The organism is Micromonospora sp. NPDC005172 (assembly GCF_040608555.1).
GTDB lineage: Bacteria > Actinomycetota > Actinomycetes > Mycobacteriales > Micromonosporaceae > Micromonospora.
Window position 1 is genome coordinate 153,770 of sequence record NZ_JBEXIL010000004.1, and the last position, 25,775, is coordinate 179,544.

Annotated in this window: 24 protein-coding genes and 1 riboswitch; of the genes, 9 read left to right on the forward strand and 15 right to left on the reverse strand. The window is 72.4% G+C overall.

Annotation, left to right across the window (positions count from 1 at the left end; translation table 11 throughout):
- Positions 1–89: 89 nt before the first annotated feature.
- Together ABZV06_RS04640 and ABZV06_RS04645 are read left to right on the forward strand one after the other, a co-directional pair.
- Complete coding sequence (locus ABZV06_RS04640) at positions 90–782, forward strand: hypothetical protein (RefSeq protein ID WP_355618614.1); 693 nt, start codon at positions 90–92, stop codon at positions 780–782.
- A 72-nt stretch (positions 783–854) separates the two neighbouring features.
- Entirely contained in the window at positions 855–1,817 is a 963-nt protein-coding gene (locus ABZV06_RS04645) for a TAXI family TRAP transporter solute-binding subunit (RefSeq protein ID WP_355618617.1), read from the forward strand.
- 42 nt (positions 1,818–1,859) lie between these two features.
- On the opposite strand, the gene ABZV06_RS04650 is transcribed toward ABZV06_RS04645, so the two are convergent.
- The 3 genes from ABZV06_RS04650 to ABZV06_RS04660 form a co-directional block, all read right to left on the reverse strand.
- Positions 1,860–3,302, reverse strand: a complete 1,443-nt coding sequence (locus tag ABZV06_RS04650; protein WP_355618619.1) for a HAMP domain-containing sensor histidine kinase — start codon at positions 3,300–3,302, stop codon at positions 1,860–1,862.
- 9 nt (positions 3,303–3,311) lie between these two features.
- Positions 3,312–3,968 carry a response regulator transcription factor gene (locus ABZV06_RS04655; protein ID WP_355238042.1) on the reverse strand — a complete coding sequence of 219 codons (657 nt, stop codon included), beginning with the start codon at positions 3,966–3,968 and terminating at the stop codon, positions 3,312–3,314.
- Positions 3,969–4,039: 71 nt separating this feature from the next.
- Positions 4,040–4,351 carry a hypothetical protein gene (locus tag ABZV06_RS04660; RefSeq protein WP_355618622.1) on the reverse strand — a complete coding sequence of 104 codons (312 nt, stop codon included), beginning with the start codon at positions 4,349–4,351 and terminating at the stop codon, positions 4,040–4,042.
- 96 nt (positions 4,352–4,447) lie between these two features.
- Here ABZV06_RS04660 and ABZV06_RS04665 point away from each other — a divergent pair, with 96 nt between their 5' ends.
- Positions 4,448–4,786 carry a DUF952 domain-containing protein gene (locus ABZV06_RS04665; RefSeq protein ID WP_355238048.1) on the forward strand — a complete coding sequence of 113 codons (339 nt, stop codon included), beginning with the start codon at positions 4,448–4,450 and terminating at the stop codon, positions 4,784–4,786.
- 75 nt (positions 4,787–4,861) lie between these two features.
- Here the strand turns inward: ABZV06_RS04665 and ABZV06_RS04670 are convergent, their stop codons facing one another.
- From ABZV06_RS04670 to ABZV06_RS04680, 3 genes are all read right to left on the reverse strand, one after another.
- Positions 4,862–6,619: a CDP-glycerol glycerophosphotransferase family protein gene (locus ABZV06_RS04670; protein ID WP_355618625.1), complete on the reverse strand. Its 1,758-nt coding sequence runs from the start codon at positions 6,617–6,619 to the stop codon at positions 4,862–4,864.
- Positions 6,620–6,928: 309 nt separating this feature from the next.
- A complete protein-coding gene (locus tag ABZV06_RS04675; RefSeq protein WP_355618628.1) occupies positions 6,929–9,034 on the reverse strand; it encodes a DUF6077 domain-containing protein in 2,106 nt (701 codons plus the stop codon).
- Positions 9,035–9,174: 140 nt separating this feature from the next.
- Positions 9,175–9,774 carry a TetR/AcrR family transcriptional regulator gene (locus ABZV06_RS04680; RefSeq protein WP_355238302.1) on the reverse strand — a complete coding sequence of 200 codons (600 nt, stop codon included), beginning with the start codon at positions 9,772–9,774 and terminating at the stop codon, positions 9,175–9,177.
- Between the two features lie 217 nt (positions 9,775–9,991).
- Here ABZV06_RS04680 and ABZV06_RS04685 point away from each other — a divergent pair, with 217 nt between their 5' ends.
- From ABZV06_RS04685 to ABZV06_RS04700, 4 genes are all read left to right on the forward strand, one after another.
- The gene (locus tag ABZV06_RS04685) at positions 9,992–10,885 is read left to right on the forward strand and encodes an ABC transporter permease (RefSeq protein ID WP_355618631.1); all 894 of its coding nucleotides are present in this window, start codon (positions 9,992–9,994) and stop codon (positions 10,883–10,885) included.
- The gene (locus ABZV06_RS04690) at positions 10,878–11,699 is read left to right on the forward strand and encodes an ABC transporter ATP-binding protein (RefSeq protein ID WP_355238060.1); all 822 of its coding nucleotides are present in this window, start codon (positions 10,878–10,880) and stop codon (positions 11,697–11,699) included. The genes ABZV06_RS04685 and ABZV06_RS04690 overlap by 8 nt, the downstream gene beginning before the upstream one ends.
- Before the next feature lie 145 nt (positions 11,700–11,844).
- Positions 11,845–13,353, forward strand: a complete 1,509-nt coding sequence (locus ABZV06_RS04695) for a bifunctional cytidylyltransferase/SDR family oxidoreductase (RefSeq protein WP_355618634.1) — start codon at positions 11,845–11,847, stop codon at positions 13,351–13,353.
- A 42-nt stretch (positions 13,354–13,395) separates the two neighbouring features.
- A complete protein-coding gene (locus ABZV06_RS04700) occupies positions 13,396–15,066 on the forward strand; it encodes a CDP-glycerol glycerophosphotransferase family protein (protein WP_355618637.1) in 1,671 nt (556 codons plus the stop codon).
- Here ABZV06_RS04700 and ABZV06_RS04705 read toward each other — a convergent pair.
- From ABZV06_RS04705 to ABZV06_RS04725, 5 genes are all read right to left on the reverse strand, one after another.
- Positions 15,063–15,809, reverse strand: coding sequence for an alpha/beta fold hydrolase (locus ABZV06_RS04705; RefSeq protein WP_355238069.1), 747 nt, complete (start codon positions 15,807–15,809; stop codon positions 15,063–15,065). The genes ABZV06_RS04700 and ABZV06_RS04705 overlap by 4 nt on opposite strands.
- Before the next feature lie 136 nt (positions 15,810–15,945).
- On the reverse strand, positions 15,946–16,794 hold the full coding sequence (locus tag ABZV06_RS04710; protein WP_355618640.1) for a C39 family peptidase: 849 nt from the start codon (positions 16,792–16,794) through the stop codon (positions 15,946–15,948).
- 233 nt (positions 16,795–17,027) lie between these two features.
- A riboswitch (cyclic di-AMP (ydaO/yuaA leader) is annotated at positions 17,028–17,168 on the reverse strand.
- A 284-nt stretch (positions 17,169–17,452) separates the two neighbouring features.
- Complete coding sequence (locus tag ABZV06_RS04715; protein WP_355238075.1) at positions 17,453–18,223, reverse strand: hypothetical protein; 771 nt, start codon at positions 18,221–18,223, stop codon at positions 17,453–17,455.
- A gap of 212 nt (positions 18,224–18,435) precedes the next feature.
- Positions 18,436–18,888, reverse strand: a complete 453-nt coding sequence (locus ABZV06_RS04720; protein ID WP_355618643.1) for a hypothetical protein — start codon at positions 18,886–18,888, stop codon at positions 18,436–18,438.
- A gap of 185 nt (positions 18,889–19,073) precedes the next feature.
- Positions 19,074–20,273, reverse strand: coding sequence for an acyltransferase (locus ABZV06_RS04725; protein ID WP_355238081.1), 1,200 nt, complete (start codon positions 20,271–20,273; stop codon positions 19,074–19,076).
- 247 nt (positions 20,274–20,520) lie between these two features.
- Here ABZV06_RS04725 and ABZV06_RS04730 point away from each other — a divergent pair, with 247 nt between their 5' ends.
- Complete coding sequence (locus tag ABZV06_RS04730) at positions 20,521–21,684, forward strand: glycosyltransferase (protein WP_355618646.1); 1,164 nt, start codon at positions 20,521–20,523, stop codon at positions 21,682–21,684.
- A 118-nt stretch (positions 21,685–21,802) separates the two neighbouring features.
- The gene (gene pseI / locus ABZV06_RS04735; RefSeq protein WP_355618649.1) at positions 21,803–22,855 is read left to right on the forward strand and encodes a pseudaminic acid synthase; all 1,053 of its coding nucleotides are present in this window, start codon (positions 21,803–21,805) and stop codon (positions 22,853–22,855) included.
- 30 nt (positions 22,856–22,885) lie between these two features.
- Here the strand turns inward: pseI and ABZV06_RS04740 are convergent, their stop codons facing one another.
- The 4 genes from ABZV06_RS04740 to ABZV06_RS04755 are packed head-to-tail and all read right to left on the reverse strand — an operon-like array spanning position 22,886 to position 25,697.
- Positions 22,886–23,401, reverse strand: coding sequence for a hypothetical protein (locus ABZV06_RS04740; RefSeq protein ID WP_355238090.1), 516 nt, complete (start codon positions 23,399–23,401; stop codon positions 22,886–22,888).
- On the reverse strand, positions 23,385–24,140 hold the full coding sequence (locus ABZV06_RS04745; RefSeq protein ID WP_355618652.1) for an SDR family NAD(P)-dependent oxidoreductase: 756 nt from the start codon (positions 24,138–24,140) through the stop codon (positions 23,385–23,387). The genes ABZV06_RS04740 and ABZV06_RS04745 overlap by 17 nt, the downstream gene beginning before the upstream one ends.
- Positions 24,133–25,449 (reverse strand): AMP-binding protein, encoded by a 1,317-nt coding sequence (locus ABZV06_RS04750; RefSeq protein ID WP_355618655.1) that lies wholly within the window; start codon positions 25,447–25,449, stop codon positions 24,133–24,135. Before ABZV06_RS04750 ends, ABZV06_RS04745 begins: the two co-directional genes overlap by 8 nt.
- Positions 25,446–25,697, reverse strand: coding sequence for an acyl carrier protein (locus tag ABZV06_RS04755; protein ID WP_355618658.1), 252 nt, complete (start codon positions 25,695–25,697; stop codon positions 25,446–25,448). Before ABZV06_RS04755 ends, ABZV06_RS04750 begins: the two co-directional genes overlap by 4 nt.
- Between the last annotated feature and the right edge of the window lie 78 nt (positions 25,698–25,775).

A 25,775-nucleotide genomic window follows, 5' to 3' on the forward strand; every position in this document is an offset into this window, starting at 1 on the left:
GATTTGCTCAAGGCTGGGCGGGACACGTTCCGTAACGGCCGCGCAGGGGCCACGGTAGGGGAACCCAGACTCCGGCAAAGGAGCCTCCGTTGGCCCTAGATCCCGCCCTGCTCGACAGGCCCCGCTCGCCGTCGACGCCCCCTCCGCTGGACTGGCTGACCCTGGGCGACGCGTTCGAGGCGGCCTGCCTGCTGCGTTGCACGGCGCCCCCGGCGGGCGCCCGGCCGATCGCCGCGCTGCCGTCACACGCGCCGGGAGTCGAGTTCAACCGGGAGGACGCCGCGCAGCGGATGCGACAGCTGCTCGCGCGCCTCGACATCCCGGTCACCCAGGAGGTCACGGTCGGCGGACTGCGCCGCCGATACGAGGTGCACCGGCTCTGGGTGCCGCCGGAGCACCGGGGCGCGTACGCCCGGCTGGTGGACGCGGGCTGGTGGCAGGGGCGTCGGGAGCTGCTTCGCGGTCCGGTGCCGGGCGCGTCGCCGGCCCGCCGCCGGTGGACGTCCCGCCTCGCGGCGGCGGCGTGGCGGTCGGCGCTGCTGGCCGGCGGACGACACGTGCGGCGGCACATCCTCGGCGTCCGGCTCACCGACCGGGAGTTGGCCGCCGTGCTGATCCGCGGCGCGGCAGTGCTCGACGTGCCGGCCGTACTCCGCCCCGGCACCGGCTGTTTCCTGGTCAGCGTCGCCGACGGGCCGGACCGTGAGCGCATCCTGCGCAGCGCGTCGACGGAGCCGGCGCGCGGCGCGGTATCGGAGCCGGGCCGCCGACCGGCCTGCTGAGCGAGGCTCGGCCCCACCTGCCCCGAGGTACTGACGGGTACGGGCTTGCGCCCGCCCGCCGGAGCGCGCACAGTGCAGCGCGTGAGTCGTACCTCGTCGGATCGGGCCGGTCGGCGCCGCGCGGGGGCGGCGGCGCTGGCGCTGGTCGTGGCTCTGACCGCCGCCGGCTGCCGTGACGACCCGGGCGAGCCGGTGGAGATCCGGATCGCCACCGGCAGCCCCACCGCCGTCTACTACGCGTTCGGACAGTCCCTCGCGACCATCCTCAACCGCGAACTGCCCGGGGTACGGGCCAGCGTGGTGATCACCGCGGCCTCGGCCGAGAACGTCCGCCTGGTCGGCTCGGGGGCGGCTGAGCTGGGTTTCACCCAGGCCGACGTGCTGCCCACCAGCCCGACGCAGAGCCTGCCGGTGGACGCGGTGGCCCGGGTGTACGACGACCAACTGCACCTGGTCACGACCGACGGCGGCCCGGTCCGTACGGTCGGCGACCTGCGCGGCCGACGGGTGTCGGTGGGGGCGGCCGGCTCCGGCACGGAGATCACCGCCACCCGACTGCTGGAGGTGGCCCGGCTCGGCGGTGACGCGGTACGCCGGGAACGCCTCAACCTGGACGACTCGGTGGCCGCTCTGCGCTCGGGACGCATCGACGCGTTCTTCTTCTCCGGCGGTCTGCCGGTACGCGGCATCGTGGAGCTGGCCGGACGCAGCGCCACCCGGATCGTCGACCTGGGCGAGTGGACGGAGCCGCTGCGCGCCCGCTACGGGCAGGTCTACGTCTCCCGGGACATCCCCCGCTCGGTGTACGGCATGAACCCGGTCACGACGGTCGCCGACCCGAACTACCTGATCGTGCGCGCCAACCTGCCCGAGCCGCTGGTCCGGGACGTGACCCGGCTGTTGATGGAACGTCGGGCGGAGCTGGGCGCGGCGCATCCGGCGGCGGGACGGATGAGTCCGCGCTCGGCGATCGCCACCGCTCCGCTGCCGCTGCACCCGGGCGCCGCCGCCTGGTACCGCGCCGCCAAGCCCTGAGCCGCCGGATGACGACCGCCGCGGCCCGCTCCGCCGGGCCCGTCAGCGCGCCGGGGCGGGCCGCCGTTCCGTGCTTGGCTCCTCGTCGGCCGGCTCCTCGTCGGTCGACTCCGTGGCCGGTTCCGGCGCGGGGAACCACAGGCCGGCGACCAGCCCGCGCGGTGTGCCCGCACGCATCGTGAGCCGGCCGTCGGAGGCGTCCACCAGCACGGCGGCGATGGTCAGGCCGAGCCCGGCGCCGTCGACGTTCTGCGCGTCCGGGGCCCGCCAGAACCGCTCGGTGGCCTGGCCGAGTTGACTCTCGGTCATGCCCGGGCCGGTGTCGCGCACCTCCAGCACCACCCCGTCGTCGCGCCGTGCCACGGTCACCGTCACCGCGCCGCCGGCACCGCTGAACTTCACCGCGTTGTCGATCAGGGCGTCCAGCGCCTGGTCGACGGCTGTCGGTACGGTCCGCGCGTACGCCGGGGCGTCGCTCGTGGCGAGGCGCAGCGCGACCGACCGGTGCCGGGCCAGCGGCGCCCAGGCGGACACCCGGGAGGCCGCCACGGCGGCGGCGTCCACGGTGACCCGCTCGTTCTCCTCACGCTCGGCGCGGGCCAGGGTGAGCAGCGCGTCGAGCACCAGCGCCAACCGGTCGGTCTCCTCCAACGCCAACCGGTGCTCGGAGCGCCCGTCCGCGTCGGTCAGGCTGGGACCCAGTTCCTCGACCCGCAGCCGCAACGCCGTGAGCGGATTGCGCAGCTGGTGGCTGGCGTGTGCGACGAACGCGCGCTGCCGGTCCATCACGTCGGAGACCACGTCGGCCATGTGGTTGAAGCTGGCTGCGAGACGGCGCAGCTCCGGCGGCCCGAGTCGGTGCTGCACGCGGGCGCTCCGGTCGCCCTCGGCGATCTCGTGGGTGACCGCGTCCAGCTCGGTGACCGGCCGCAGCACCCAGCCGGCCAGTCCGAACGCGGTGAGCACGCAGGCCAGCACGACGAGCAGGCCGGCCAGGGTGAGCAGCAGCCACCAGGTGGTCACGGCCCGGCGTATCTCGTCGGCCGGCGTCACGATCACCACCGCGCCGAGGACCTCCCCGCCGTCGTTGATGGGCACCGCCACCACCACCGGGCCGGCGGACCACGGCCAGATCGATTCCGGCGCGCTGCTCTGCTGGCCGGACAGCGCGACGTCCAGCACCGTGGCGGTCCCCGAGGACTGCCAGCTCGCCGAGTCCACGACGATGCCCCGGTCCCGGTCGACGACCGCCGCGCCGATCCCGTACAGCTCGTCGTAGCTGCGCAGCTCCGCGCCGATCGGCCCGGGTTCGCCGCCGCGCAGCGCCGGCCCGGCCAGCGAGGCGAACCGGGTGGCGTCCGCGAGCCGGTCGGCGCGTACGCGTTCGGTCTCCCGGCTGGCCAGGGTGACGGCGAGAGGGCTCTCCAACGCGACGAGGACGAGCACCATCAGCAGCAGGTAACTGATCACCAGTCGGCGGCGCACGGCGACCCCTCACGCATCGCGCAGCCGGTAGCCGACACCACGGACGGTCTCCACCAGGCGCGCGTCGCCCAGCTTGCCGCGCAACGACCCGACGTGCACCTCGACCGTGTGCGGGTCGGCCCAGGTGGTACCCCAGGCGTCGAGCAGGATGCGGTCGCGGGGCACCGCCACTCCCGGCTGGCGGGCCAACGACAGCAGGACGTCGAACTCCTTGCGGGTCAGCGTCACCGCGCGCCCCGCCACCGTCACCGTGCGGGCGGGCACGTCGATGCGCACCGTCCCCGCCTCGATCAGGTGCCGCTCGGGGGCGGCGTTCGCGGCGCGCCGCAGCACCGCCTCGATCCGGGCCTGCAACTCCACCATCGAGAACGGTTTGACCACGTAGTCGTCCGCGCCCAGGCGCAGCCCGAGCACCCGGTCGCGCTCCTCACCCCGCGCGGTCACCGCGATGATGCCGAGCTGGCTGCTGCGTCGGCGTAGTTCCCGACACACCTCGGTGCCATCGCCGTCGGGCAGGGTCAGATCGAGTAGCACCAGGTCGCAGGGGGCGGCGGAGAGCGCGGCGGCGACGGTGGCCGCGTGCTCGACCTGGTAGCCGCGGCGGGTCAGGGCGGAGGAGAGCGCAGCGGCCACCCGGCGGTCGTCCTCCACCAGCAGGATCCGCACCGTGCCCCCATCCGTCGCAGCCGTCCTGCGAATGGTGGCAGAAGGGTGCCGCGAGCGGGAGGGCCGGTCTGCTACAGACCAAAGACGTCGTCGGCGACCGCGTCGCGGACGCCGTCGGTGAAGCCCCGGAAACCGGGGTCGTCGTGCCGGGCGGGCACGCTCGTGACGTTGACACCGCTGGCCTGCGTGACGGCGTCGACCAGGGGCGGGAAGTCGATCTCGGCGTCGTCGAAGGCGTCGTCGTCCGCCTCGGCCAGGTTGATCACGTGCTGCACGTCGTCGGACGGGGTGTCCGGGTCCTCGGCCCACTCGCCGCCGGCCCGGTAGCACTCGTCGTACAGCCCGCGCTGGGTGTCGGTCCAGTCGTCGTCGTAGCTCGCCATCGTCCATCCCCTCCCGGCCGCTCCACCTGAGCATGCCGGGCGGTGGCCGGCGTCGGCGGCGGTACGGCCGAAACGCAGGCGACGTAGTCTGCGGAGGTGATCTACAAGCTGTTGCCGACCGTCGAGTGGGACGACGCCCGGGCCGCCGGAGTCGTCGCCGGCTCGGCCGTGGACCGCCAGGACGGCTTCATCCACCTGTCCGCCGCCGACCAGGTGGTGGAGACGGCCCGCCGGCACTTCTCCGGCGCCACCGGTCTCACCCTGCTCGGAGTGGACGAGGAGCGGCTGGCCGACGCCCTGCGCTGGGAACCCTCACGCGGCGGGCAGCTCTTTCCGCACCTGTACGGGCCGCTGCCGCTGAGCGCCGTGGTGACCGCGCGGGCGTTGCCGGCGGACAGTCCGGTCGCCGACGCGGTCGCCGCCCTGCTCGACTGAGCCGCACCGACGGCACCGACACGACCGCGCCCGGTCCGACGGGTGTCGGGCCGGGCGCGGGACGTGGTGCGCGGGTCAGCGGCAGAGCCGGGTGATCTCCTCGGCGAACCGGTCCATCGGGTTGGTCTCCGCCGGCCCCAGCAGGTACGTCTTCAGGTCGCGGCGCGCCTCGGTCATCGGGTCGTCGCCGACCCGGGTCACCGCCACGATCTTCTCCAGCTCACCGCAGTCGGCCGAGAGCAGGTACGCGGCCCGCGCGGTCGGGTACTCCCGGCGGAACTCGTCCTCCGGCAGGCCGGACGGGTTCGCCACCACGTACGGCCGCTGGCTCTGCACGAAGTCCGAGACCACACTGGACACGTCGCTGATCAGCAGGTCGGTCTGGTTGAAGCAGTCGAACAGCGCGGGCGTGCGGCCGGTCACCACCAGGTGGTCCGTACCATCCAGGGACGCCGCGTTGGGGTCGCCGCCGGCGGCCCGGATCGCCTCGACGATGCGCTCGTGCACGGCCCGGGCGGCCTTCGACCGTGAGCCGGTGAGCGGGTGCGGCTTGTAGACCAGACGCACCCGGGGACTGGTGGCCAGCAGACCCTTGACGATCCGCTCACCCATCAGCACCAGCGAGGTGTGGTACGGGTCGTCGTCGAGCCAGCCCTCCCAGGTGGGCGCGTAGAGCACGGTGAACGGACGGTCCACCGACTCGGCTCCGAAGGTGTGCACGCCGGCCAACTGCGGCCGGCCGACCTCCACGATGTCCTGGTCGAGCACGCCCACCGCGGCGCGGGCGTACCGCTCACGCCCGGCCAGGCCGGCGACCCAGACCTCGTCGTACACCTTGCTGTAGGGGTTGACGCTTGCCTGCTTGTCGCTGTCGCCGTGCCCCACGAAGACGTGCTTCATGCCGGGCTCGCGCAGCATGTGGATGTTGGCGCCGACGTTCGCGGCGTAGAGGGCCGCGCGGACGCTGCCGAGTTCGAGGTTCATGAAGTCCACCCCGGCCGGTACGCAGATCACCGGCAGACGGGTGTCGGCCAGCTCGGCGAACGCCTCCCGGCTGCGCATCAGCACCACCGCACGCTGGTTCAGCGCCTCGGTCGGCGCGAGCCACATGTTGGCCTGGTAGACGTCCTTGGCCGGGCCGGCGAAGTAGAGCGCCACCTCGGGCCGGTACGTGTCGAGCCAGCGCTGCACTGCCGGCATCAGCGGACCCTGGCCGGAGCCACGACCACGCAGCCAGGTCACGGCGATGATCGCGCCCACCACCGCGGTCGTCGCCACCGTCACCGCGGCGGCGACGAAGTACGGCGTCGGCTCGTGCCGCACCGCGGCGACCACCGCGGCCGGGACCAGCAACAGGTTGAGCAGAGGCATCCGCTCACCCGCGACCGCCGCCGCCCAGGCCGGCGGGCGGGGGGCCGAGCGCAGGGGGCCCAGCTCGATGTTGCGCACCAGGGCGGACTGCGGGTTACGACGGTCGATCATGGTGGAGAGCGCGCCGGCGAAGACGGAGACGACCCACACCGCCGCCGGCAGGATCAGCAGCAGGCTCAGCTCGGTGCCGTCGAGGGCGACCTCCGCGGCGACCAGCAGCACGGCCGCCAGGTCCCGGGTCAACTGCCGGTACGCCCAGTGCAGACCGACCTTCTCCAGCAGCACCTGCGACGGCGGGGACCAGCGGGCCACGGCGAACTCGCCCACCACCGCCGCCAGTCCGGCAACGGCGAACAACGCGACCCAGCCGAAGGCGCCTGCGACGAGCATGACCAGGTAGGCCAGCACCAGCAGCGCGCTGCGGGCGGCCACTCCGATGCGTCCTGTCAACGTGCCGAACAACGAGTTCGCTCCCTACTAGATCGTTTGCGGGCAGGGCCCGAGGTCGTCGCGGCGTCACCGCACGTGGCCAGGCGGGGAGTCGAGGCCTTCCGCAGTCGCCATGAGCGACCTTTCCGGAGCTGGATCGCCGCCGATCCGGCAGCCTGTTCCGATGTCCGAACTCCCGCTCCACGGCTGAATGGCGGGAAACGATCTCCCACGTGCCGCTCGTACACATGCGACCTTAACGCGAGGGGTCACCGAGCTACCGCTCGGGTATCAGAACCCTTTCCGGTCAGAACACGCCGCTGCTCAGCGTTCGACGAGCCCTCACCCGCGACGGAAGCAGGTCATCGCTCCCGGGCGCTTACGGGTGGCGAACTGCTCGAAGCCCAACGTCGGAGCCAGCTCACGGGCCACCTGGTTGCTCGAGTAGACGCAGATCGTGGTGACGTCGAGCCGCTCGATCGCCCCGGCCAGCTCGGGCACCGGCGCGAGGTCGGTCCTGCCGTTGGCCAGTGCAACCAACTTCAACCGATCCTGGACGAACGGCGTGTTCATCCCGTAGTCGGGCAGGTAACGGTCGTTCGGGCTGACCACGCGCATCCTGCTGGTGACCATCGGGGCGGTGTGCATGAGGGTGGACGGGGCCAGCACCACGCCGTCGGGCCGATCGAGCCGGGCCATCCAGAAGACGATCGTCTTGCGCTGCTGAGGCAACTTCCAGACGGGCTGCTCGTGCACCGCGACGTAACTCTTCGGCGACCACATGGGTGTGCCCAGGATGGCGAAGCCGGCGACTAGCGCCAGTGCGATCGCGACGCTGCCGAACACCCGCAGGCGCGGCAGGTCGACGGTGCACAGGATCCCGATCACCGCCGGGAGGGCGAACATCCACGGCGTCCGCCAGAGCACGACACCGATGCCGGTCAGGCTGTTGATCAGCTCGAGGACGCCGGGGAAGAGCAGGACGCTCATCGCCAGCGTGCTGCCCGCGACGAGCAGTTGGGGCGTCCGACGGCGAGCGATAAGGGGGCCGAGCCAGAGAGCCAGGCCACCGATCACGCCGAGCACACCGAACAAAACGGTCCGCCGGTAGGTGATTTCGGCGTCGTAGAAGGCCGCGGCCGCGTTCTCGGTGATAGGGCCTGCGGTGAGCCGCGACCAGATGGTCGCGCCGACGGGGTAGACCAGCGCCGCCGCCCCGGCCAGTAGCGCGTCCCGCCATCGCCCGACGACGATCATCGCGAACATCGCGCCGCCGACCAGCAGCGGAAGGACGATGGCAGAGGTGGTGCTGAGGCCGGTGGCCACGATGGAGAGCGCGGCGATGAGAATCAGCCCGCGACAGGACCGCGAGTCGAACCAGTCGGTCAGGTAGACCCACATAAGCGGCACCACGGCCGCCACAAACATGGTCTTGCCCTGGTGAAGCCGCGTCAGGTGGAAGGTGCCCAGGGCCGCGTCCTGCCCGGCGACCAGGTAGAGATAGGCCACGGCAACGGTGAAGGCGAGTGCGGCACGGCCCGGCGCCCATCGCTGCACCAGCCGCCACAGAGCCAGCACCGCCAGTACGGACATGACCGGCATCACGATGTACCAGGTGGCGGACGCCGCGTGCAGGCCGAAGACATGGGCGAAGGCGCCGTAGAAGACCTCGATCGAGGGCACCGGCGGCTGCGAGTTCATCGCGGGCGCGACGCCGTCGGTGAACAGGAAGTCCCGCAGCGGCACCTGGTTGCGTTCGGCGACCCAGACCGACTTGCCGACGAAGAAGGCGTCGTCGACGGAGTTCCGGGCGAAGAAGAGCCCGGACACGGCGGCCAGCACGGCGACGATCAGGGCGTACGCCGACGACAGGGGGGACGCGGCGGCCGCCGGGGCGACTCGCGCTGGCGTGGTGAGCCAACGACCCCGGGCGAGCAACAGGGCTCCCACCCCGGCGAGGGCCCCGAAGCCACCCGGGATCCACCAGGGGATACCTGCGCCGATGCCGTCATCCGCGGCGGTCAGCCCTGCCGTGACGGCGGCGACGGTGCCGGCGCCGAGCACCACGGCTAGGAGAGGACGCGAATACGCGTAGGTGGCGTCCTCCGCGGTCTCCTGCTGCACGGCATCGGCGGCGGCCGACGGCTGGACCCGGCGGCGGTGCCCCAGCCACGCGCCGAACGCGACCACACAGCCGACAACCCAGATCAGGAACGTCGTCGCCGGGGCCAGGTTGATCAGGAACGCCAGGTGGTACATGACGGTCCAGAGCGCGAACGCCAGTACGCCAGCATCGGTGAGCAGCGTCGGCGCCGCGGCCACGAGGGCGCGCAGTCGCGCTCCGGTGGTTGGCCGAACCGAGTTGAGCTGCTGTCGCTCCGGCTCTGGCCCGGCGTCCTTCGAGGTGGGCTCGGCGGGCGCGACGGCGACCTGTTCGACGTGGGGCACGGGACGTCCTTGTCGTCATACGAACGAATTCGGGAGAAACTGCGGGTCACACCTGGGTGGCGAGATGGGGCGTCGCCACGGCGGGGGCCAGCCTAGCGGAATCGGTCAGAGCGCCACCTCGTCCGACGCGGCAGGAAAGGTCAACTGAGAGCCGAGGCGTCACGTTGACGCGAGACGGAGTTGGTCGCGCCCAGTCCGGCGGCCACCGATTCGACCAGGTTGTCCAGGTAGTTGTCGGTGAGCGGCAGCCGCGCGATGGCGAGTCGCCAGTAGAGCGGCCCGACGATGAGGTCGACGGCGGCGTCCGGGTCGGTGTCGGCGGGTAGCTCGCCGCGCTGCACGGCACGGGTGACCAGGCGACCGCCGATCTCCTGCTGGCGGGAGTGCAGCACCTGCCGCAGGGTCGCGTCGATGGCCGGGTTGCGGGCGGCCTCGGCCAGCAGGTCCGGGATGATCTGGGACGCCAGGGGGTGGCGCAGCGCGTGTGTCACGGCCTGGAACAGCAGCGCCAGATCGCCGCGCAGGCTGCCGGTGTCCAGCACCGGCAGCTTGCCGTGGGCCGCCGCGGCGACGATCTCCACCACCAGGTCGAGCTTCGAACTCCACCGGCGGTAGACCGCCGTCTTGCTGACGCCGGCCCGACGGGCCACCGCCTCGATGGAGAGCCGGCCGTAGCCGACCGCGGCGAGCTCCTGCATGAGCGCGCGCCGGATGGCCGAGGTGATCTCGTCGCGCAGCACCGCCGCGCCGGCCGGCACGCGCCTCTTTTCGGTCGTCACCGAGGACTCTTCTCGCAGGTCACGCCGGCTAGAATAGCGCAACGACGGTACGGTTGCGTCCCGACGTGTTTCGGACTACTGTCCACGCAGCGACGAGGCGACGTCCCGCGCACGCTTCCCACTAGGATTCCATCGTCGCGAGCAACCCGTCTGCACGAAAGATCGGAGCGCCATTTCCATGGCCACCACCGCGCTGGTCGACCCCGACACGGGCCTGACCCAGGCGCAGCTGGCCGCTCGGCACGGGCTACGGGTCGCTGGTGAGCGACCCACCCTCACCGAGTACAGCCGCCGACTCTGGGCCTACCGGCACTTCATCGCCGCGTACGCCAACGCCAAGCTTGTCGCCTCGTACAGCAACGCCAAGCTGGGCCAGCTCTGGCAGGTGCTCACCCCGCTGACCAACGCCGCGGTCTACTACCTGATCTTCGGGGTGGTGCTGGCACAGAACAGCATCCCGAACTTCATCGCGTACCTGACGACGGGGTTGTTCATCTTCAACTTCACCCAGAGCGCGGTGCTGGCCGGCACCCAGTCGATCAGCAGCAACCTCGGGCTGATCCGGGCGCTGCACTTCCCCCGGGCCAGCCTGCCGCTGTCCACCACCATGACCCAGTTCCAGCAGCTGCTGGCCTCGATGGTCGTGCTGGTCGGCATCGTGCTGGTCACCGGTGAGCCGGTCACCTGGGACTGGCTGCTGCTGGTGCCGGCCCTGCTGCTGCAGGCGGTCTTCAACGCCGGCGTGGTGCTGCTGGTCGCCCGACTGGGTTCCAAGGCCAGCGACCTCAAGCAGGTCATGCCGTTCGTCATGCGCACCTGGATGTACGGCTCCGGCGTCCTCTACAGCGTCAGCCTCTTCGAGCGGCTGCCCGGCTGGGCGACGACGGTGGTCCAGTTCAACCCGCTGCTGGTCTACATCGAGCTGGCCCGGTACGCGCTGCTCGACCGGGCGCCACTGCTCAACGAGTCGCTGACCCAGCTCTGGCTGGTCGCCGCCGGCTGGGCGCTGGTGGCCGGCATCGGCGGCTACCTCTACTTCTGGCGCGGCGAACAGGAGTACGGCCGTGGTTGATTCCCTGCCGGCCGCCGACGAGGCGACCGTCTCCCTGCCCGTGCTGACGTCGGAGCGGATCCCCACCGTGGTGGTGGACGACGCGCACATCATCTACCGGGTCCACCAGGGCGCGACAGGTGGCACCACCCCGGTCGCCGCGCTGCGGCGGCTGGTCAAGCGCACCAACGCGCCGAACGTGCGGGAGGTGCACGCGGTCAAGGGCGTGTCGTTCACCGCGTACCGGGGCGAGGCGATCGGGCTGATCGGCAGCAACGGCTCCGGCAAGTCCACGATCCTGCGGGCCATCGCCGGCCTGCTGCCGGTCAACCGGGGCGCGATCCACACCCAGGGGCAGCCATCGCTGCTCGGCGTGAACGCGGCGCTGCTCAACGACCTCTCCGGTGAGCGCAACGTCGTCCTGGGGTGCCTGGCGATGGGCATGCACCCCGACGAGGTCGCCAAGCAGGCCGCGGGGATCATCGACTTCTCCGGCATCAACGAGCGGGGTGACTTCGCCAGCCTGCCGATGCGCACGTACTCGTCGGGCATGGCGGCTCGCCTGCGGTTCTCCATCGCCGCCGCGAAGAGGCACGACGTGCTGCTCATCGACGAGGCCCTCGCCACCGGCGACAAGGGTTTCCGCAAGCGCAGTGAGCAGCGCGTGCGTGAGCTGCGCGAGGGTGCCGGCACGGTGTTCCTGGTCAGCCACCAGCTCTCCTCCGTGCGCGACACCTGCGAACGGACGATCTGGCTGGAATCGGGCCTCATCCGGATGGACGGCCCCACCGACGAGGTCATCCGTGCATACGAGGCGTACGCGAACAGCAAGTAGAGTGCCGGCCAACCCCCGGCATCGACACGGCTACCAGGACCGCGTCGCCCGCGTTGGGGCGGCGCGGTCCGCGCGTTAAGGTTCATTCCGTCGCCGCTCGGGCGGAACCTTCCGTTAACGCAACCCTGAGAGTGAGGATCCGGCAATGACGCAGGACCAGACCACTGGCCCGGACGCCGCAACGGAGACCCCCGCACCGTGGCGGCCCTCGCGGACAGTGGCCGTGGTGCTGGCGGGCGGCACCGGAACCCGGCTGGGCCTCGGCATCCCCAAGCAGCTCCTGAAGATCGCCGGTAAGCCGATCATCGGGCACACGCTGGCGGTCTTCGAGTCCGCTCCGGAGATCGACGAGATCATCGTGCTGATGGCGAGCGGTCACCTCGAGGATGCCCAGCGGATCGTCGAGAAGGCCGGCCTGCGCAAGGTCACCAAGGTGATCGAGGGCGGCGACACCCGCAACGCGACCACCCGGATCGCGCTCGACGCCGTCGGTCCGGCCGACTGCAACATCCTCTTCCACGACGCCGTCCGTCCACTGCTCAGCGGCCGGATCGTCCGCGAGTGCGTGAACGCGCTGTGGACCTACTCCGCCGTCGACGTCGCCATCCCCTCCGCCGACACGATCGTCCAGGTGGACGAGAACGACTGCATCACCGACATCCCGGTGCGCTCCCGGCTGCGTCGGGGCCAGACCCCGCAGGCGTTCCGCTCCCCCACGATCCGCGAGGCGTACCGGATCGCCGAGGACGACCCCGACTTTGCCGCCACCGACGACTGTGGCGTGGTGCTGCGGTACCTGCCGGGTACCCCCATCAAGGTGATCGACGGCTCGGACGAGAACATCAAGGTCACCCACCCGGTCGACGTGCACCTGGCGGACAAGCTCTTCCAGCTCGCGGCGGCGCAGGCCCCCCGGCTCACCGACCACCGCAGCTACACCGAGGAGCTGACCGGCCGGACGATCGTGGTGTTCGGCGGCAGCTACGGGATCGGCCACGAACTGACCGAACTGGCGCGGCGCTACGGCGCGCAGGTCTTCCCGTTCAGCCGGTCCACCACCGGCACGCACGTCGAGCGCGCCGAGGACGTCGAGGCCGCGCTGACGACCGCCTTCGAGGCGACCGGCCGCATCGACCACGTGGTGGTCACCGCCGGAATCCTGGAGAAGGGCGCCCTCGCCGAGATGGACGAGGAAACGATGGACCGGGTGTTGCAGGTCAACTTCGTCGGTCCGGTGACCATCGCCCGGCAGGCCCTTCCGTACCTGCAGCAGACCAAGGGTCAGCTGCTGCTCTACACCTCCAGCTCGTACACCCGGGGTCGGGCCCGCTACGCCCTCTACTCGTCCACCAAGGCCGCCCTGGTCAACCTGACGCAGGCGCTCGCCGACGAGTGGGCCGACGTCGGCGTACGGGTCAACTGCATCAACCCGGAGCGGACCGCCACCCCGATGCGCACGCGGGCGTTCGGCGAGGAGCCGGAGCACACCCTGCTGGCCGCGGAGGCCGTCGCCCAGTCCTCGCTTGACGTGTTGATCTCCGACCTGACCGGTCAGGTCATCGACGTACGCCGGGCACCCGGTGACGGGCCGTCCGTGCCGGCGCAGTCCGGCCCGGCCCGGTCCGAGGCGCCGGCCGCGGCGTCCGCGAACTGACGCCGACGGCACCGCGACACCGACGGCGGCGAACGGAGCAACATGCGTGGTGACCTGGTCCGCAAGCTGGCCGCCCGATGCCTCAGCACCGGGCTCGCGGTGCTGGCATTCGTCGTGCTGGCCCTCACCGGCGTCACCGGATGGGGGCTCGCGCTGGCCGTCGCCGCGCTGGCGGCGGCGGCCGTCGAGCAGCGGGTCCGGCCCGGCGCGGACCTGGTCGCCGAGACCGCGCTGATCGCCGCGGCGGTCCTCGTCGGCTACGCCCGTCGGCTCGACGACGGGTTCGATCCGGCGCTGGCCGCCACGGCCCTGGTCCTGCTGGGGCTGGTGCTGCTGGTGGGGCCGCTGCGCACCGCGGGCAACCTGGAGATCCGGGCGGCGAACCTGCCGGTACGCGCCTGGACTCCGCTGATCGCCGACCGGCTCGGCGTCGCCCTGCTGGGGCTGCTGGCGGTGGTGGCGGTCGCCGCCGCGCTGACCCTGCCGGCCGCCGTGGCGCTCGCCGCGAGCATGCTGGTGGCCGCCGGCGCCGGGGCCGTCGCGCTGGACCTGGCCCGACGACGCTTCCGGCCGACCGCCGGCGGTGGGCAGGTGGCCCGCGCGCTGCGTCGGCACGAGCCGAAGTTCCTGCTCTACTTCTCCGCGCCACCCGGTTCGGAATACCAGGTCACCATGTGGCTGCCGTACCTCGAACGGATCGGCCGGCCCTTCCTGGTGTTGGTCCGCGAGCCGGAGTTCCTCGCGCCGCTCGCCGCGGCCACCGACGCGCCGGTGGTCTACTGCCCCACCCTGCGGGCGATGGACGAGGCGCTGGTGCCGAGCCTGCGGGTGGCCTTCTACGTCAACCACGGGGCGAAGAACAGCCACTGCATCCGGTTCACCCAGCTCACCCATGTGCAACTGCACCACGGCGACAGCGACAAGGCACCCAGCGCCAACCCGGTGTCGGGGATCTTCGACCGGATCTTCGTGGCCGGTCCGGCGGCGATCGACAGGTACGCCCGGGCCGGGGTGCAGATCCCGGCGGAGAAGTTCGTGGTGGTGGGCCGTCCCCAGGTGGAGTCGATCGAGGTACGCCAGGAGCCGACACGAGGGCTCGCCCACCCGACCGTGCTCTACACCCCGACCTGGACCGGGCACCACGCCGACGCCGACTACTGCTCGCTGCCGGTGGCCGAGGCGCTGCTGCGGAGGCTGGTGGAGCGCGGCGCGACGGTGATCCTGCGGGCGCACCCGTACACCGCGCAGAACCCGACGTCGGCCCGGCACCTGAGCCGGCTCACCGAGCTGCTGGCCGCCGACCGGGCGCGCAGCGGGCGGCAGCACGTCACCGGGGCGGCGGCCCGGGAGCTGAGCCTGACCGAGTGCGTCAACCGCTCGGATGCGCTGATCTCCGACGTCTCCGGGGTGATCTCGGACTACCTCTACTCCGGCAAGCCGTACGCGGTCACCGACATGGGCGACGAGGGTGACCGGTTCACCGAGCGCTTTCCACTGGCCGGGTCGGGCTACGTGCTGCGGCGCGACATGTCCAACGTGGACGTCGTACTCACGGCCCTGCTGGACACCGACCCGCTGGCCGACGCACGCTGGGTCACCCGCCGCCGCTACCTGGGCGACTTCCCGGCCGAGTCGTACGCCGAGGGTTTCCTGACCGCGGCCCGCCGGGAGCTGACGTCGGCGCGGGAACTGCCCGCGCCCGCACCCGCCTAGCGGTACGGCTCCAGCAGCTCCAGCACCGCCGCCGGGTCCTCCAGATGGGCGTTGTGCCCGAGGCCGGGCAGCGTGACGACCGGTACCCCATACTCCTTGAGCTGCGCGTCGGTGACCATCGGGTCGTGCTCCCCGCGCGCCAGCACCACCGGCACGTCGGTGGCGGCCAACAGCCCGGCCAGGTCGGGCTCGCCGACGGCGAACGCGCTCGTGTCCATCGCGAGCCGCCAGCGGCCATCGACCTGACGCAGGCCGGCGTCCACCATCGGGTGGTCCGGTGCGACGAGGCCGGCGAGACCGGCGACCCGCAGGTAGCGGCGGGCGGCCTCGGTGCGGGTGGCGTACCAGCCCACCGGACGGGCTGCCAGCTCCGCCGCACGGGTCAGCTCCGTGGGTGACCAGACCGCCTTGATGCCCAGCCCCACCACCGCGTCCACCGGCAGTCCGGCGGCGCGGGCCGCCAGCGCCACGCCGACCACACCACCGAGCGAGTGCCCGAGGACGACGAGGCGGTCGTCGGGGGTCAGGCCCTGCGCGACCCGCTGGGCGAAACCCTCGAAGGAGTACGACGGCAGTGGCGCCGACCAGCCGTGGCCGGCGAGGTCGGGTGCCGACCACCGCCCGGGCCAGTGCTGTTCCAGAAGTGGTGCCCAGGGCAGCCACACGTCACCTGTCGCCCCCATGCCGTGCAGCAGCAACAGGATCGGCTCACGGCCGGCTTGACCACCCGGTTCTTCCGCCACGGCCGCAGTCTCCCACGGTTCGCCGCCCGGTACGAGAGCCGTTCAGCGGCGGTCGCCGCCCGGCAACGAAGACGCCGCGGGCGCCGGCCCCTCGTGGGGACGCGGCGCCCGCGGCGTCGTGGGGTGTCCGCCTGGATCAGGCGGAGTAGCCCCGGCTGGTGATCCAGTTGGCCAGGTCGATCGTGGTGACCCAGTACGCCGGGTCGGCCGGGTTCGCCGAGTCGGCGATCCGCACGGTCCGGCCGTTGTCCTTGTAGCCCACGACGGCGATGTAGTGCCCGCCGCCGTAGGAGTGCCAACCGCCGTCGGTGTCGGTGGCGTCGCCGACGACGTTGGCCACCACGCCCCGGCCGTCGGTGATGGCCCTGACGACGTCGGCCGCAAGGCGGTCGATCTGGGCCGGGCTGGGCGCGCCCTCGAACATGCGGGTGCGGTACGGGGAGCCCTTCACCTCGGCGTTGAGCACCCGGGTGGTGTCCTCAGCCGAGTTGGTGCCCATCTCGGTGGTGCCCAGCTCGGCACCCAACTCCTCCTGCGTACGGTCGATGCCGCTGGCGCTCAGGGCGTTGCGGGTGGCCGCCGGGCCGCAGTTGTAGTACGTGTTCTGCGCCTCGTAGTCGTAGTCGAGCACCTTGGTCGCGGGCGGCTTCGGCTGCGTCGGCTTACGGGTGAGGTCCGGGTTGCTCGTGGCCTTCGCGGCGGGCGACGCGGCACTGGTGGCCGGGGCGGCGGTGCTCGGCGCGGTGCTCGGCGACGGGGCCGCGGACCGGACCTCGCCACGGGAGGCGACGGTGTCACTGCGCATCTCGGCGACCGTGGTCGGCGTGTGCTGGCCGGCCGGGGCGTCGGCGGCGCCGGCGACCAGGGCGCCGGTGGTGGTGGCGATGGCGAGGGCCGCGGCGGAGGCGGCGACGATCTGGTACGGGCGCTCGGTCGCAAGACGACGGAGCTGGCGCTTCAGGGTGTGCTTCACGAGGTCCTCCACGGTTCGGGGGGTGAGCGGCACACCGGGGCTCGGCCGGTATCCGGGCAGGCGCCAACGCGCGGGCCGTGGCCCGCGGATGGTGGACCGCTCAGGGGAACGCCCGGCACGGCCGGGCGGGAAGGGCGGTGACCCTGGGGGTCAGCTCACCGTCACGAGGCGGATGAGCGGGGACACCGCGACGCCGTGGAGGCGGGGGAACAACTGTGGGGTCGAGGGGTGCTGCACGAGGATGGAACTCCTTCCGTCACCGCCTACCGGGTTAGCTGACGGATTCGGGCGGGAAGATCGCCCTACCGCGGGCCGTGGCTCGCGGATTCACCCCGGACTTACTGTGGGTCCCCGGTTCGTTGATCACGATTGAGCGGGTCGGCGCGGCGTCGCCTCCTGCGATCGGTTACCGCACCGGACGGGACGACAGTACTGGCCGGTGGGCACTCTGCCAAGCCGCGCCCACCTGCGTAAACATCGATTAGCCCCGCAATTTCTGCGCGTCTTGCCGCTGACGTGACTCGATGGGACAACCGGTTCCGCCGGGACCTGTGGGCGACAACCGGACAGGCCGCCGACAACGCCGCCGCAATGCCAGGAACAATGGCCCCCGATGATGCCGGTCGCCCGATTCCGCCGCCGGTGGCGCGCCTCACATAACGGATCGGGCTCAACCCGCCCGAGCCGGACGCCAGCGCGCCACGACTGCCGTACGGGACGCCCGCGTCGCCGTACGCCGTGACCGCGCCGGGCCCGGCCGCGACCGCACTGCCGCCGCGTACGCCTCCTCGGCGAGGGTGCGCGCCGACTCGGCGGCCACCTCCGCGTCCCGCCAGGCCGACCGCTCCCGCTGCACGGCCCCCCGGTGCTCCGCCAGCCTCGCGTCACGGATCGCCCGGACGAGCAGCACCTCCTGCTCCACCGGGTGTCGGCGGGGGTCCCAGCCACGCCGGTGCCCGAACACGTCACCGAGCTGCGCCATGGTCAGCTCCCCGCGCCAGTACGCCGCCATCGCGGCTCGGTGCAGATAGCGCTCCCGGGCCGCGTACTCGCCGGGGGTGTGCGGGGTCCGGGGAGTCGGCAACGCCCCTGCGGTGGCGACCCGGCGGGCCGCGGTGTCCGCCTCGTCGTACGCCGTCCACGCCTGCTGCGCCTCGTCCTGAGCGACCAGCCAGTCAGCGCGACGGCGTCGGGCGGTCCGCGCCGCTCGGGCGGCGGCGACGGCCACCTCCTCGGCGTACCGGCGCAGGTCGGCGATCTCCGCGGCGGCCAGCTCTCGGGCGGTGGGTGTCGGCGGCGTCGGGTCAGCCGCCGGCGAGTCCCGCTCCGGGCGGGCCACCAGTACGGCGAGGACCGTCAGCGCCAGCAGGAACAGGGCCGACCAGATGGCGGCGGCCTGGGGCACCTCGGTCAGGAACTGGTAGAAGACGACGGTTTCCATGGTCGGCTCCTCGGCATGAGCACGTCAGCGATGGGATGCCGCACGGCGAGGGTGCGGGCGGTGTGTCGTCAGGTGCGGTGGCGGGGCGCTCAGGTCGACGGCAGGCCCGTGGGCCCAATGGTCGGCCTGGGGGTCCGGTGGCCGGGTAGAGACCGGCGTCTGGCATACGACTCGGCGCTCGCCGGACGGCGTGACGCCCCGCCTGTGACCCGCTAGGCCGGCGGCGCTCGGGAGGCTCGGCTGGCCGGGCCGGCGGCTCGGAGCGAGGGCTCAGCGGCCGTGCGGGCCTGGTTGCCGGCCGCCGGCGGGCCTGGCAGGACGGCCAAGGCATCCTTCAGCGCAGGCTGCGGGTCGACGGACCGCGCCGGCCCGGCGTCGGCCCGCGCCCCGGCGACCGGGTCCCCGCCGGCGTGCTGGGCAGCGGCCCGGCCGGAGAGAGCCGCGCGGTCGGTGACGGCGCGGTCGGTGAGGGCCGCGATCGACGGTCCGAGCGGCTCCGCGAGGGCGAGCGACCCGATGGTGGGCGGCGGGGCCGCTGCGGTCGATGCCGGCAGCAGCGCCGGGGCCGCGCCCAGGGCGAGCGACAGCACGGCGAGGCTGGTCAGCACCCGTGCCGCCCAGCGCGCCACCCACCACAGGGGACAGGTGAGCGCGACCGGGAGCACGTCCTCACGCTACCGTCGGGACCGCCCGGACGCATCGGCGACGGGCGTGTCGGCCCGCGCCGCGCCGACCCCGTCCGACCAGCGTGGACATGGTGGCGTGAGAGCCGGCTCTGGTGGGTGCCACCGCGCCCGTCAAGATCGTGCTCGATCGTTGATGTAGTGGCCTCAGTCGGCTCACGAGACCACTACAACCGGGATCGAGTGCGATCTTGCGCGGGCGCGCGGGCGGATTCGCCGGGGACGTCGGGGTCGACGCCTCCGGTCTCCGGGGCGCGCTGGTGGGGGACGATCGGCGCTCGACGAGTACGGCGCGGCGCGAGCCGGCGCATCATCGGCGTCTCGACGTAGCGGTGCAACAACCCGGCGAGCACCAGGTTCACGAGCAGGAACCCGAGCACCACCGCGGGCCCCTGCCAGCCCCGGAAGCCGGTCCCCCAGTCGCCACTGAGCCGGAGCACGCTGGTCATCACCAGCACGTGCACCAGATAGAACGCAAAGGAGACCTCGCCGAGCCAGACCAGCGGACGCGAGCGCCACGGCGAGCGCCGGTTCCGCACGTCGGCGTCGGCGGCGGCGGTGATCACCAGCAGGTACGCGACGGCGAGCAGGGTCGTCCACAACTCGGCGCGGATCCACTGCCCGGCGGCCACCCAGGTGCCCACGAAGATCGCGGTGGCGGTCGTCAGGCCAGGTCCGCGCCACAGACCCCGGAGCATCAGCTCGGCCGCCACCGCGCCCAGCCAGAACTCCAGGGACCGCACCGGCGGGAAGATCTGGGTGAACCACCAGCGGCTCGCCTCGGGCACCAGGTGCTGCGCCGGCCAGAGCGCGAGGATCAGCAGGGGCAGCGCGACGACAAGCGTCCAGAGCACCGCGGGTCGCGCCCGGCGCAGCAGGGGCAGTGCCAGCGGCAGGCAGAGATAGAAGAAGAACTCGCAGGACAGCGACCAGCTCACCGTGTTGACGCTGTAGAACCAGCCCAGCCGGGGGTCCCAGGCCTGCAACAGCAGCAGATTCTCCACGGCGACGGCCGGCAGGACGGGATCGGCGAACCACCAGGCGACAAGCAGCGCGGCGGCCCACAGCACCAGGTGGTTCGGGTAGATCTTCGCGACGCGGCGACGCCAGAAGGTCAGCCGCGAACCGCCCGGGCGGGCCGACCAGACCAGCACGAAGCCGCTGAGGATAAAGAAGAACTGCACCCCGGACAGGCCGAGGGTGAAGAGGGCGTCGACGACGGCCTTGTAGTCCGGCTCGGCGATGATCCGCATCGTCCCGGCGTGGAACCCGAAGACCAGCAGAGCGGCGATCCACCGCAGCCCGGTCAGTGAGGGCAACCGCGCGGGGGCGGGCGGCGCGGCCGGCGCGTCGGCGGTGCTCGTCATGCCGGGGTCCCGACGCTCCGCAGGGTCACCAGCACGTACGTCTCCTCCTGGGCCCGCAGCGTCGGACGACGCGACGGCGACGCCCGCGACGGCCCGGCAGGACCGCACCGAGGCACCCTACCGGGTCACTCCCGGGTGAACCGGGCGGCCGTTGTTAACCTTGCGCTTCGCCGGTGTTCAGGGACTCCACCATCGTCGGCCACGTGTGGTTCCGGGGCCGGCCACCCACGTCGTCAAAGGTGGCGAGGTGGTCAATGAGCCGACGCACGCGCCGCTGCTGAGCATCGTCGTGCCTGTCTACGGCGTCGAGGCGTACCTGTACCAGTGCCTCGAGTCGATTCGGGCGGACATCCCGGCGGGCGAGTCGGAGGCGGTCGAGCTGATCGCCGTGGACGACGCCTCCCCGGACGGCTGCGGCGCGATGCTGCGGTCCTACGCCGTCGGGCGCGACACCGTCCGCGTCGTACACCTGAAGGAGAACGTCGGTCTGGGGTTGGCCCGCAACGCGGGCCTCGACGTGGCCACCGGCGAGTACGTCTGGTTCGTCGACAGCGACGACTGGTTGCCACCGGGCACGATCGCGGCGGTGCTGGACCGGCTGCGCGAACACCAGCCCGACGTGCTGATGCTGGACCACCTGCGGGTGCACGAGGACGGCCGGCGGGAGGTCGACGCGAGCAGCCACCTGCTGCGCGGGGTGCCGGGCGTGGCCCGCCTGGCCGACCAGCCGCACCTGCTGCGGGTGCAGCACACGGCGTGGAACAAGGTGGTACGCCGGGCCTTCCTCGACGAGTTGGAGCTGCGCTTCTTCCCCGGCTGGTACGAGGACATCCCCTTCAGCCACCCCCTGCTGATCGGCGCGGAGAAGATCTCGGTGCTGGACCGGGTCTGCTACCTGTACCGGCAGGGCCGTCAGGGCGCGATCACCTCCACCCGCAGCGGCCGGCACTTCGACGCGTTCGGCCAGTACGAGCGGCTGATGGAGTGGGTCGCCCGCCGGCACCCGGACGAGGACCTGCGGGCCGAGCTGTTCCAATTGATGATCAGCCACTACCTGGTGGTGGTCGGCAACGACGACCGGCTGCACCCGCACCTGCGGCGCGCCTTCTTCCACCGGGTGGCCGAGCACTACCGCCGATACCTGCCCACGGGGGGCTATCCGATGCCGTCGGGCGTCACCGGGCTGAAGCACCGCCTGGTCGGACGCGGTGACTGGCTGGCGTACTCGGCGCTGCGGCAGGCGCACCGGGTCACCGGCCGGTGGCGACGGCCCAGCCCGGCCGGTGGCGCCGACTCGTCGACGGCCGACGAACCCTCCCAAGCGGCGACGCCGGTGAGCAGGTCGAACGCCGGGCACACCGGCGGCACGGCGGACCGTTCGGACGCGCTGGCCGGCGGCCGCCTGACGTGACCGGCCACGCACGGCACGCCGGCAGGGCCGAACCGGAGTTTTTCAGGTCGTCCGCCCGTCGGGGGACGACGACAGCACCACCGCACGTCGGTGCGGGCGTAGGGGAACAGAGGTCGGAATGACGTCGACAATCAAGATCGGACCGCACGTGGTCGGTGCCGGTGAGCGACCGTTCGTGGTCGCCGAGATGTCCGGTAACCACAACGGTGACCTGGACCGGGCGCTGTCCATCGTGGACGCGGTCGCCGAGAGCGGCGCGCACGCGCTCAAGCTGCAGACGTACCGGCCGGACACGATCACGATCGACGTCGACACCCCGGCCTTTCGCATCTCCGGTGGGCACGAGCTGTGGGGCGGGGAGAACCTGTACCGCCTCTACGAGCGGGCGCACACCCCGTACGAGTGGCACGCCCCGATCTTCGCGCGGGCCCGCGAGCGCGGGCTGACGGTCTTCTCGTCCCCGTTCGACGCGACCGCCGTGGAGCTGCTGGAGTCGCTGGACGCTCCGGCCTACAAGATCGCGTCGTCGGAGTTGGTGGACCTGCCGCTGATCCGGCTGGTGGCCAGCACCGGCAGGCCGATGGTGATCTCGACCGGGATGGCGACGATGGCCGAGATCGACGCGGCCGTACGGACCGCCCGCGACGGCGGCGCGGCGGGCATCGTCCTCCTGGCCTGCACCGCGTCCTATCCAGCGCCGCCCGCCGACAGCAACCTACGTCGACTGCCGGTGCTCGCTGGGGCGTTCGACGTGCCGGTCGGGCTGTCCGACCACACGCCCGGCATCGGCGTGGCGGTCGCCTCGGTGGCGCTGGGCGCCTGCTTCATCGAGAAGCACGTGACCCTCGACCGGGCCGACGGCGGCGTGGACTCGGACTTCTCGCTGAACCCGGCGGAGTTGACCGCACTGGTCGACGAGTCGGGCCGGGCGTACGCGGCGCTGGGCGGCAGCGCCGTCGGCCCGACGCCGGCCGAGCGGGAAGGGCTGCGGTTCCGTCGTTCGCTGTTCGTGGTCGAGGACGTCCGGGCCGGCGAGACGGTGACGGCGCAGAACGTCCGATCGATCCGGCCGGCCGGTGGACTGGCCCCGGTCGAGATCGACAAGGTGCTGGGTCGCACCTTCACCACCGACGTTCCGCGCGGCACCCCGCTGAGCTGGGACGTGATCTGACCGACGCAGCCCAGCCCGGCCCGGCTCAGCTCACCCTCGTGGCTGGGCTGGGCCGGGCTGACGCTGCTGGGCCGGTGAGCTGCCGGGCGCGAGGCCGATGGTGACCACCAGGTCGGCGACGCGCAGGGTGCGCCAGAGGATGGTGCCGTCCACCGGAGTGCCCAGTCCGTGCCGACGCCACCAGGTCGCGATCGGCACGTCGGCCAACTTGCAGCAGCACTCGGCCCGGGTCCACCGGGCCCAGAAGTCGCCCGCGCCGAACCGCCGGGCAAGCGCCGGGGGTACCGGGGCATCGGCGCGCTCCGCGTCGACGGCCACTCGCCAGCCCGGCACCGGCGGGCCGTACCAGCCGACGCAGCGTCCGTCGTCGAGATGACTGCGGGTCGTCGCGTCGGCCAGCTCGGCGGGCGTACCGATTCGTAGATGCCGTTCGGCGCTGGCGAGCAGTCCCGGCACCGGGCGTGCCGACGGCGGCGCGGCCGGGCCGGCGTCGACCAGGCGGTGCGCGGCCGGCAGCATCGGCCGCAGGTCAGATGGAGGCGGCACCGTCCACCACGATGACCTGGCCGTTGATGTTGGTGTGCTCGCGCAGCAGCATCCGTACCACGGGTACGACCTCCTCAGGCTCGGTCAGGTGGCCGGTCGGGGTGCGGCGCACGATCTGGTCGAGCTGGGTCGGGCCGAGCACGGCGGACATCTCCGAGGCGAAGAAGCCGGGTGCGACCGCGTTGACGAGCATCCGACCGCCGAGCTCCCGGGCGAGCGAGCGGGTGGCCGCGTCCATTCCTCCCTTGGTGGCCGAGTACGCGACCAGGCCCGGGTAACCGCGCTGCGCGCAGATCGAGGTGATGTTGACGACGCGGCCCCGCAGCCCCTTGCCGAGCATCCGACGGATCACCAGCCGGGTCAGTTGCAGCGGCGCGGTCAGGTTGGTCTCGATGATCCGGGCGATGTCGTCGGTGGCGGTGTGCACGTGCAGGGAGTCCTGCCCGACCGCGGCGTTGTTGACGATGCCGTCGATCGGGCCGAGGCGCTGCTCCACCTCTCGGACGAAGCCCTGCGCGGCGCGCAGGTCGGTGACGTCGACCGAACCGACGTGCACCCGGTCGGGGTGCTCGGCGGCGAGCTTCTCCAACTCGGGGGTGACGGTACGGGCGAACGCGGCCACCCGTACGCCCGCGTCGAGCAGGTCGGTGACGATGGCCAGGCCGAGCCCCCGGGAACCGCCGGAGACGAGGACCACGGAGCTGGGTGGGACGAGCTGGGTGTGGGCTGGGTCAGACATCGCTCTTCAGGGTCTCCTTGACGGGAATCTCGGTCAGCACACGGATCCGGCGGGGCACGGCGTGCTCGGGCAGCCGATCGGCACACCAGCGGACCAGCGCGGCCTCGTCGGGCAGCGGAGCGTCAGTGTGTTCGGCGGAACCGTCAACCCGGGCCGGGGCCGCGTCGGCAGAGTCTCCGGTGGGCGCGAGGACCACGTCGGCGACGACCATCCGGCCGAGCACCGGGGCGCGGCGGCCGGTGACCCGGGCCCAGGCCACGCCGGGGTGTTGGGTCAGCACGCCACGGACCACACCGGCGGAGACCTTGCTCCCACCGACGTTGATCTCGTCGGAGTCCAGCCGGCCGGTGATCAGCACCCGCCCGTCGACCACCTGCACCCGGTCACCGGTGCGGACCGGACCGGACAACCCGACCCCGTGGTACGGGGAGGTGACGACCAACTCGTCGTCGTGCACGGAGAGGATGGGGCGACCCGGGGTCTCCCGGTCCAGCCACTCGACGGGAAACCCGGCGAGCCCGTCGTGCACCACGATGGACGCGCCCACCTCGGAGGACGCGTAGATCCAGGAGATCCGCGCGGCGGGGAAGACCTCGCGCAGCTGGTCGAGGATCGCCTGGTCCACCGGCTCGCCACCGAGGGTGATCTGACGCAACGGCACCCGGGCGAGCGCGGCGGCGTCCCGGTAGAGGGTGCGCCGCCAGAAGGTGGGCGTGCCGGACGCGGCGTCGACCCCGTGCGCGGCGGCGACCACGGGCCAGTCGTCCAGCTCGTCCGGGTCGACCACCACCAGGTGCTGACCGGGTTGGGTCAGCGAGAGGGTCACGACCTGCCACCAGGCGTACGTGCCGGGGGCGTAGGGGCACAGCCAGGTCCGGTCGGGCTGGTCGGCCCGCACGGTGGTCAACGTGTCGAGGGTGTGCCCGACCCGCTTGGGACGGCCCGTCGAGCCGGACGTCAGCAGCCACAGCCGGCCGGGTTCGGCGGCGCGTGGTCGGGCGGGCGCGCTGGGGTGCGCGCCGTCGTCGTCGAGGACCGTCACGGTGAACCCGGCGTCGTGCAGCTCCGCGCGCATTGTCGCGTCCACCCGGCTCGCGCTGCTGAGCAGCAGCTCGGTGCCGTGCACGGCGTGCTGCCGCGCGGCGGCGAGCGCGTGCCGGGCCGAGCGCGCCAGCACCGCGGCGGGGTCGGGCAGCTCCGCCGCCGGCAGCGTCCGCCAGGTCAGCGGGGCGCCGCCCACGACGAGGCGGTTGTCGACGCCGGCCGGTTCTACGCCTGCGCCGGCCGGGCGGGGTGTCGCGACGGTCACTGCTGCACAAGCTCGACGAGGAAGTCGAGGACGTCGCCGACGGTGGCGATGCGACGCAGGCCGGGAGCGTCGAAGTTGAGCTCCTCCCCCGTCTCGTCCTCCACCCGCAGGGCGAGCTCGGAGAAGTCCAGCGAGCGGAAGCCGATGTCCCGCAGCTGCGCCGCGTCGTCGGCGGGCAGTTCCTTGTCCTGGTTCTTGAGCACCTGCGCCATGAGGTCGCGGATCTGCGCGCGACTCAATTCGTTCATGCGCCGGAGTCTACAACCCAACGAATGGATAACTGCTTTCCCGGTAGGCCCGGGTAAGGTGCTCCGACCGGATGTGAA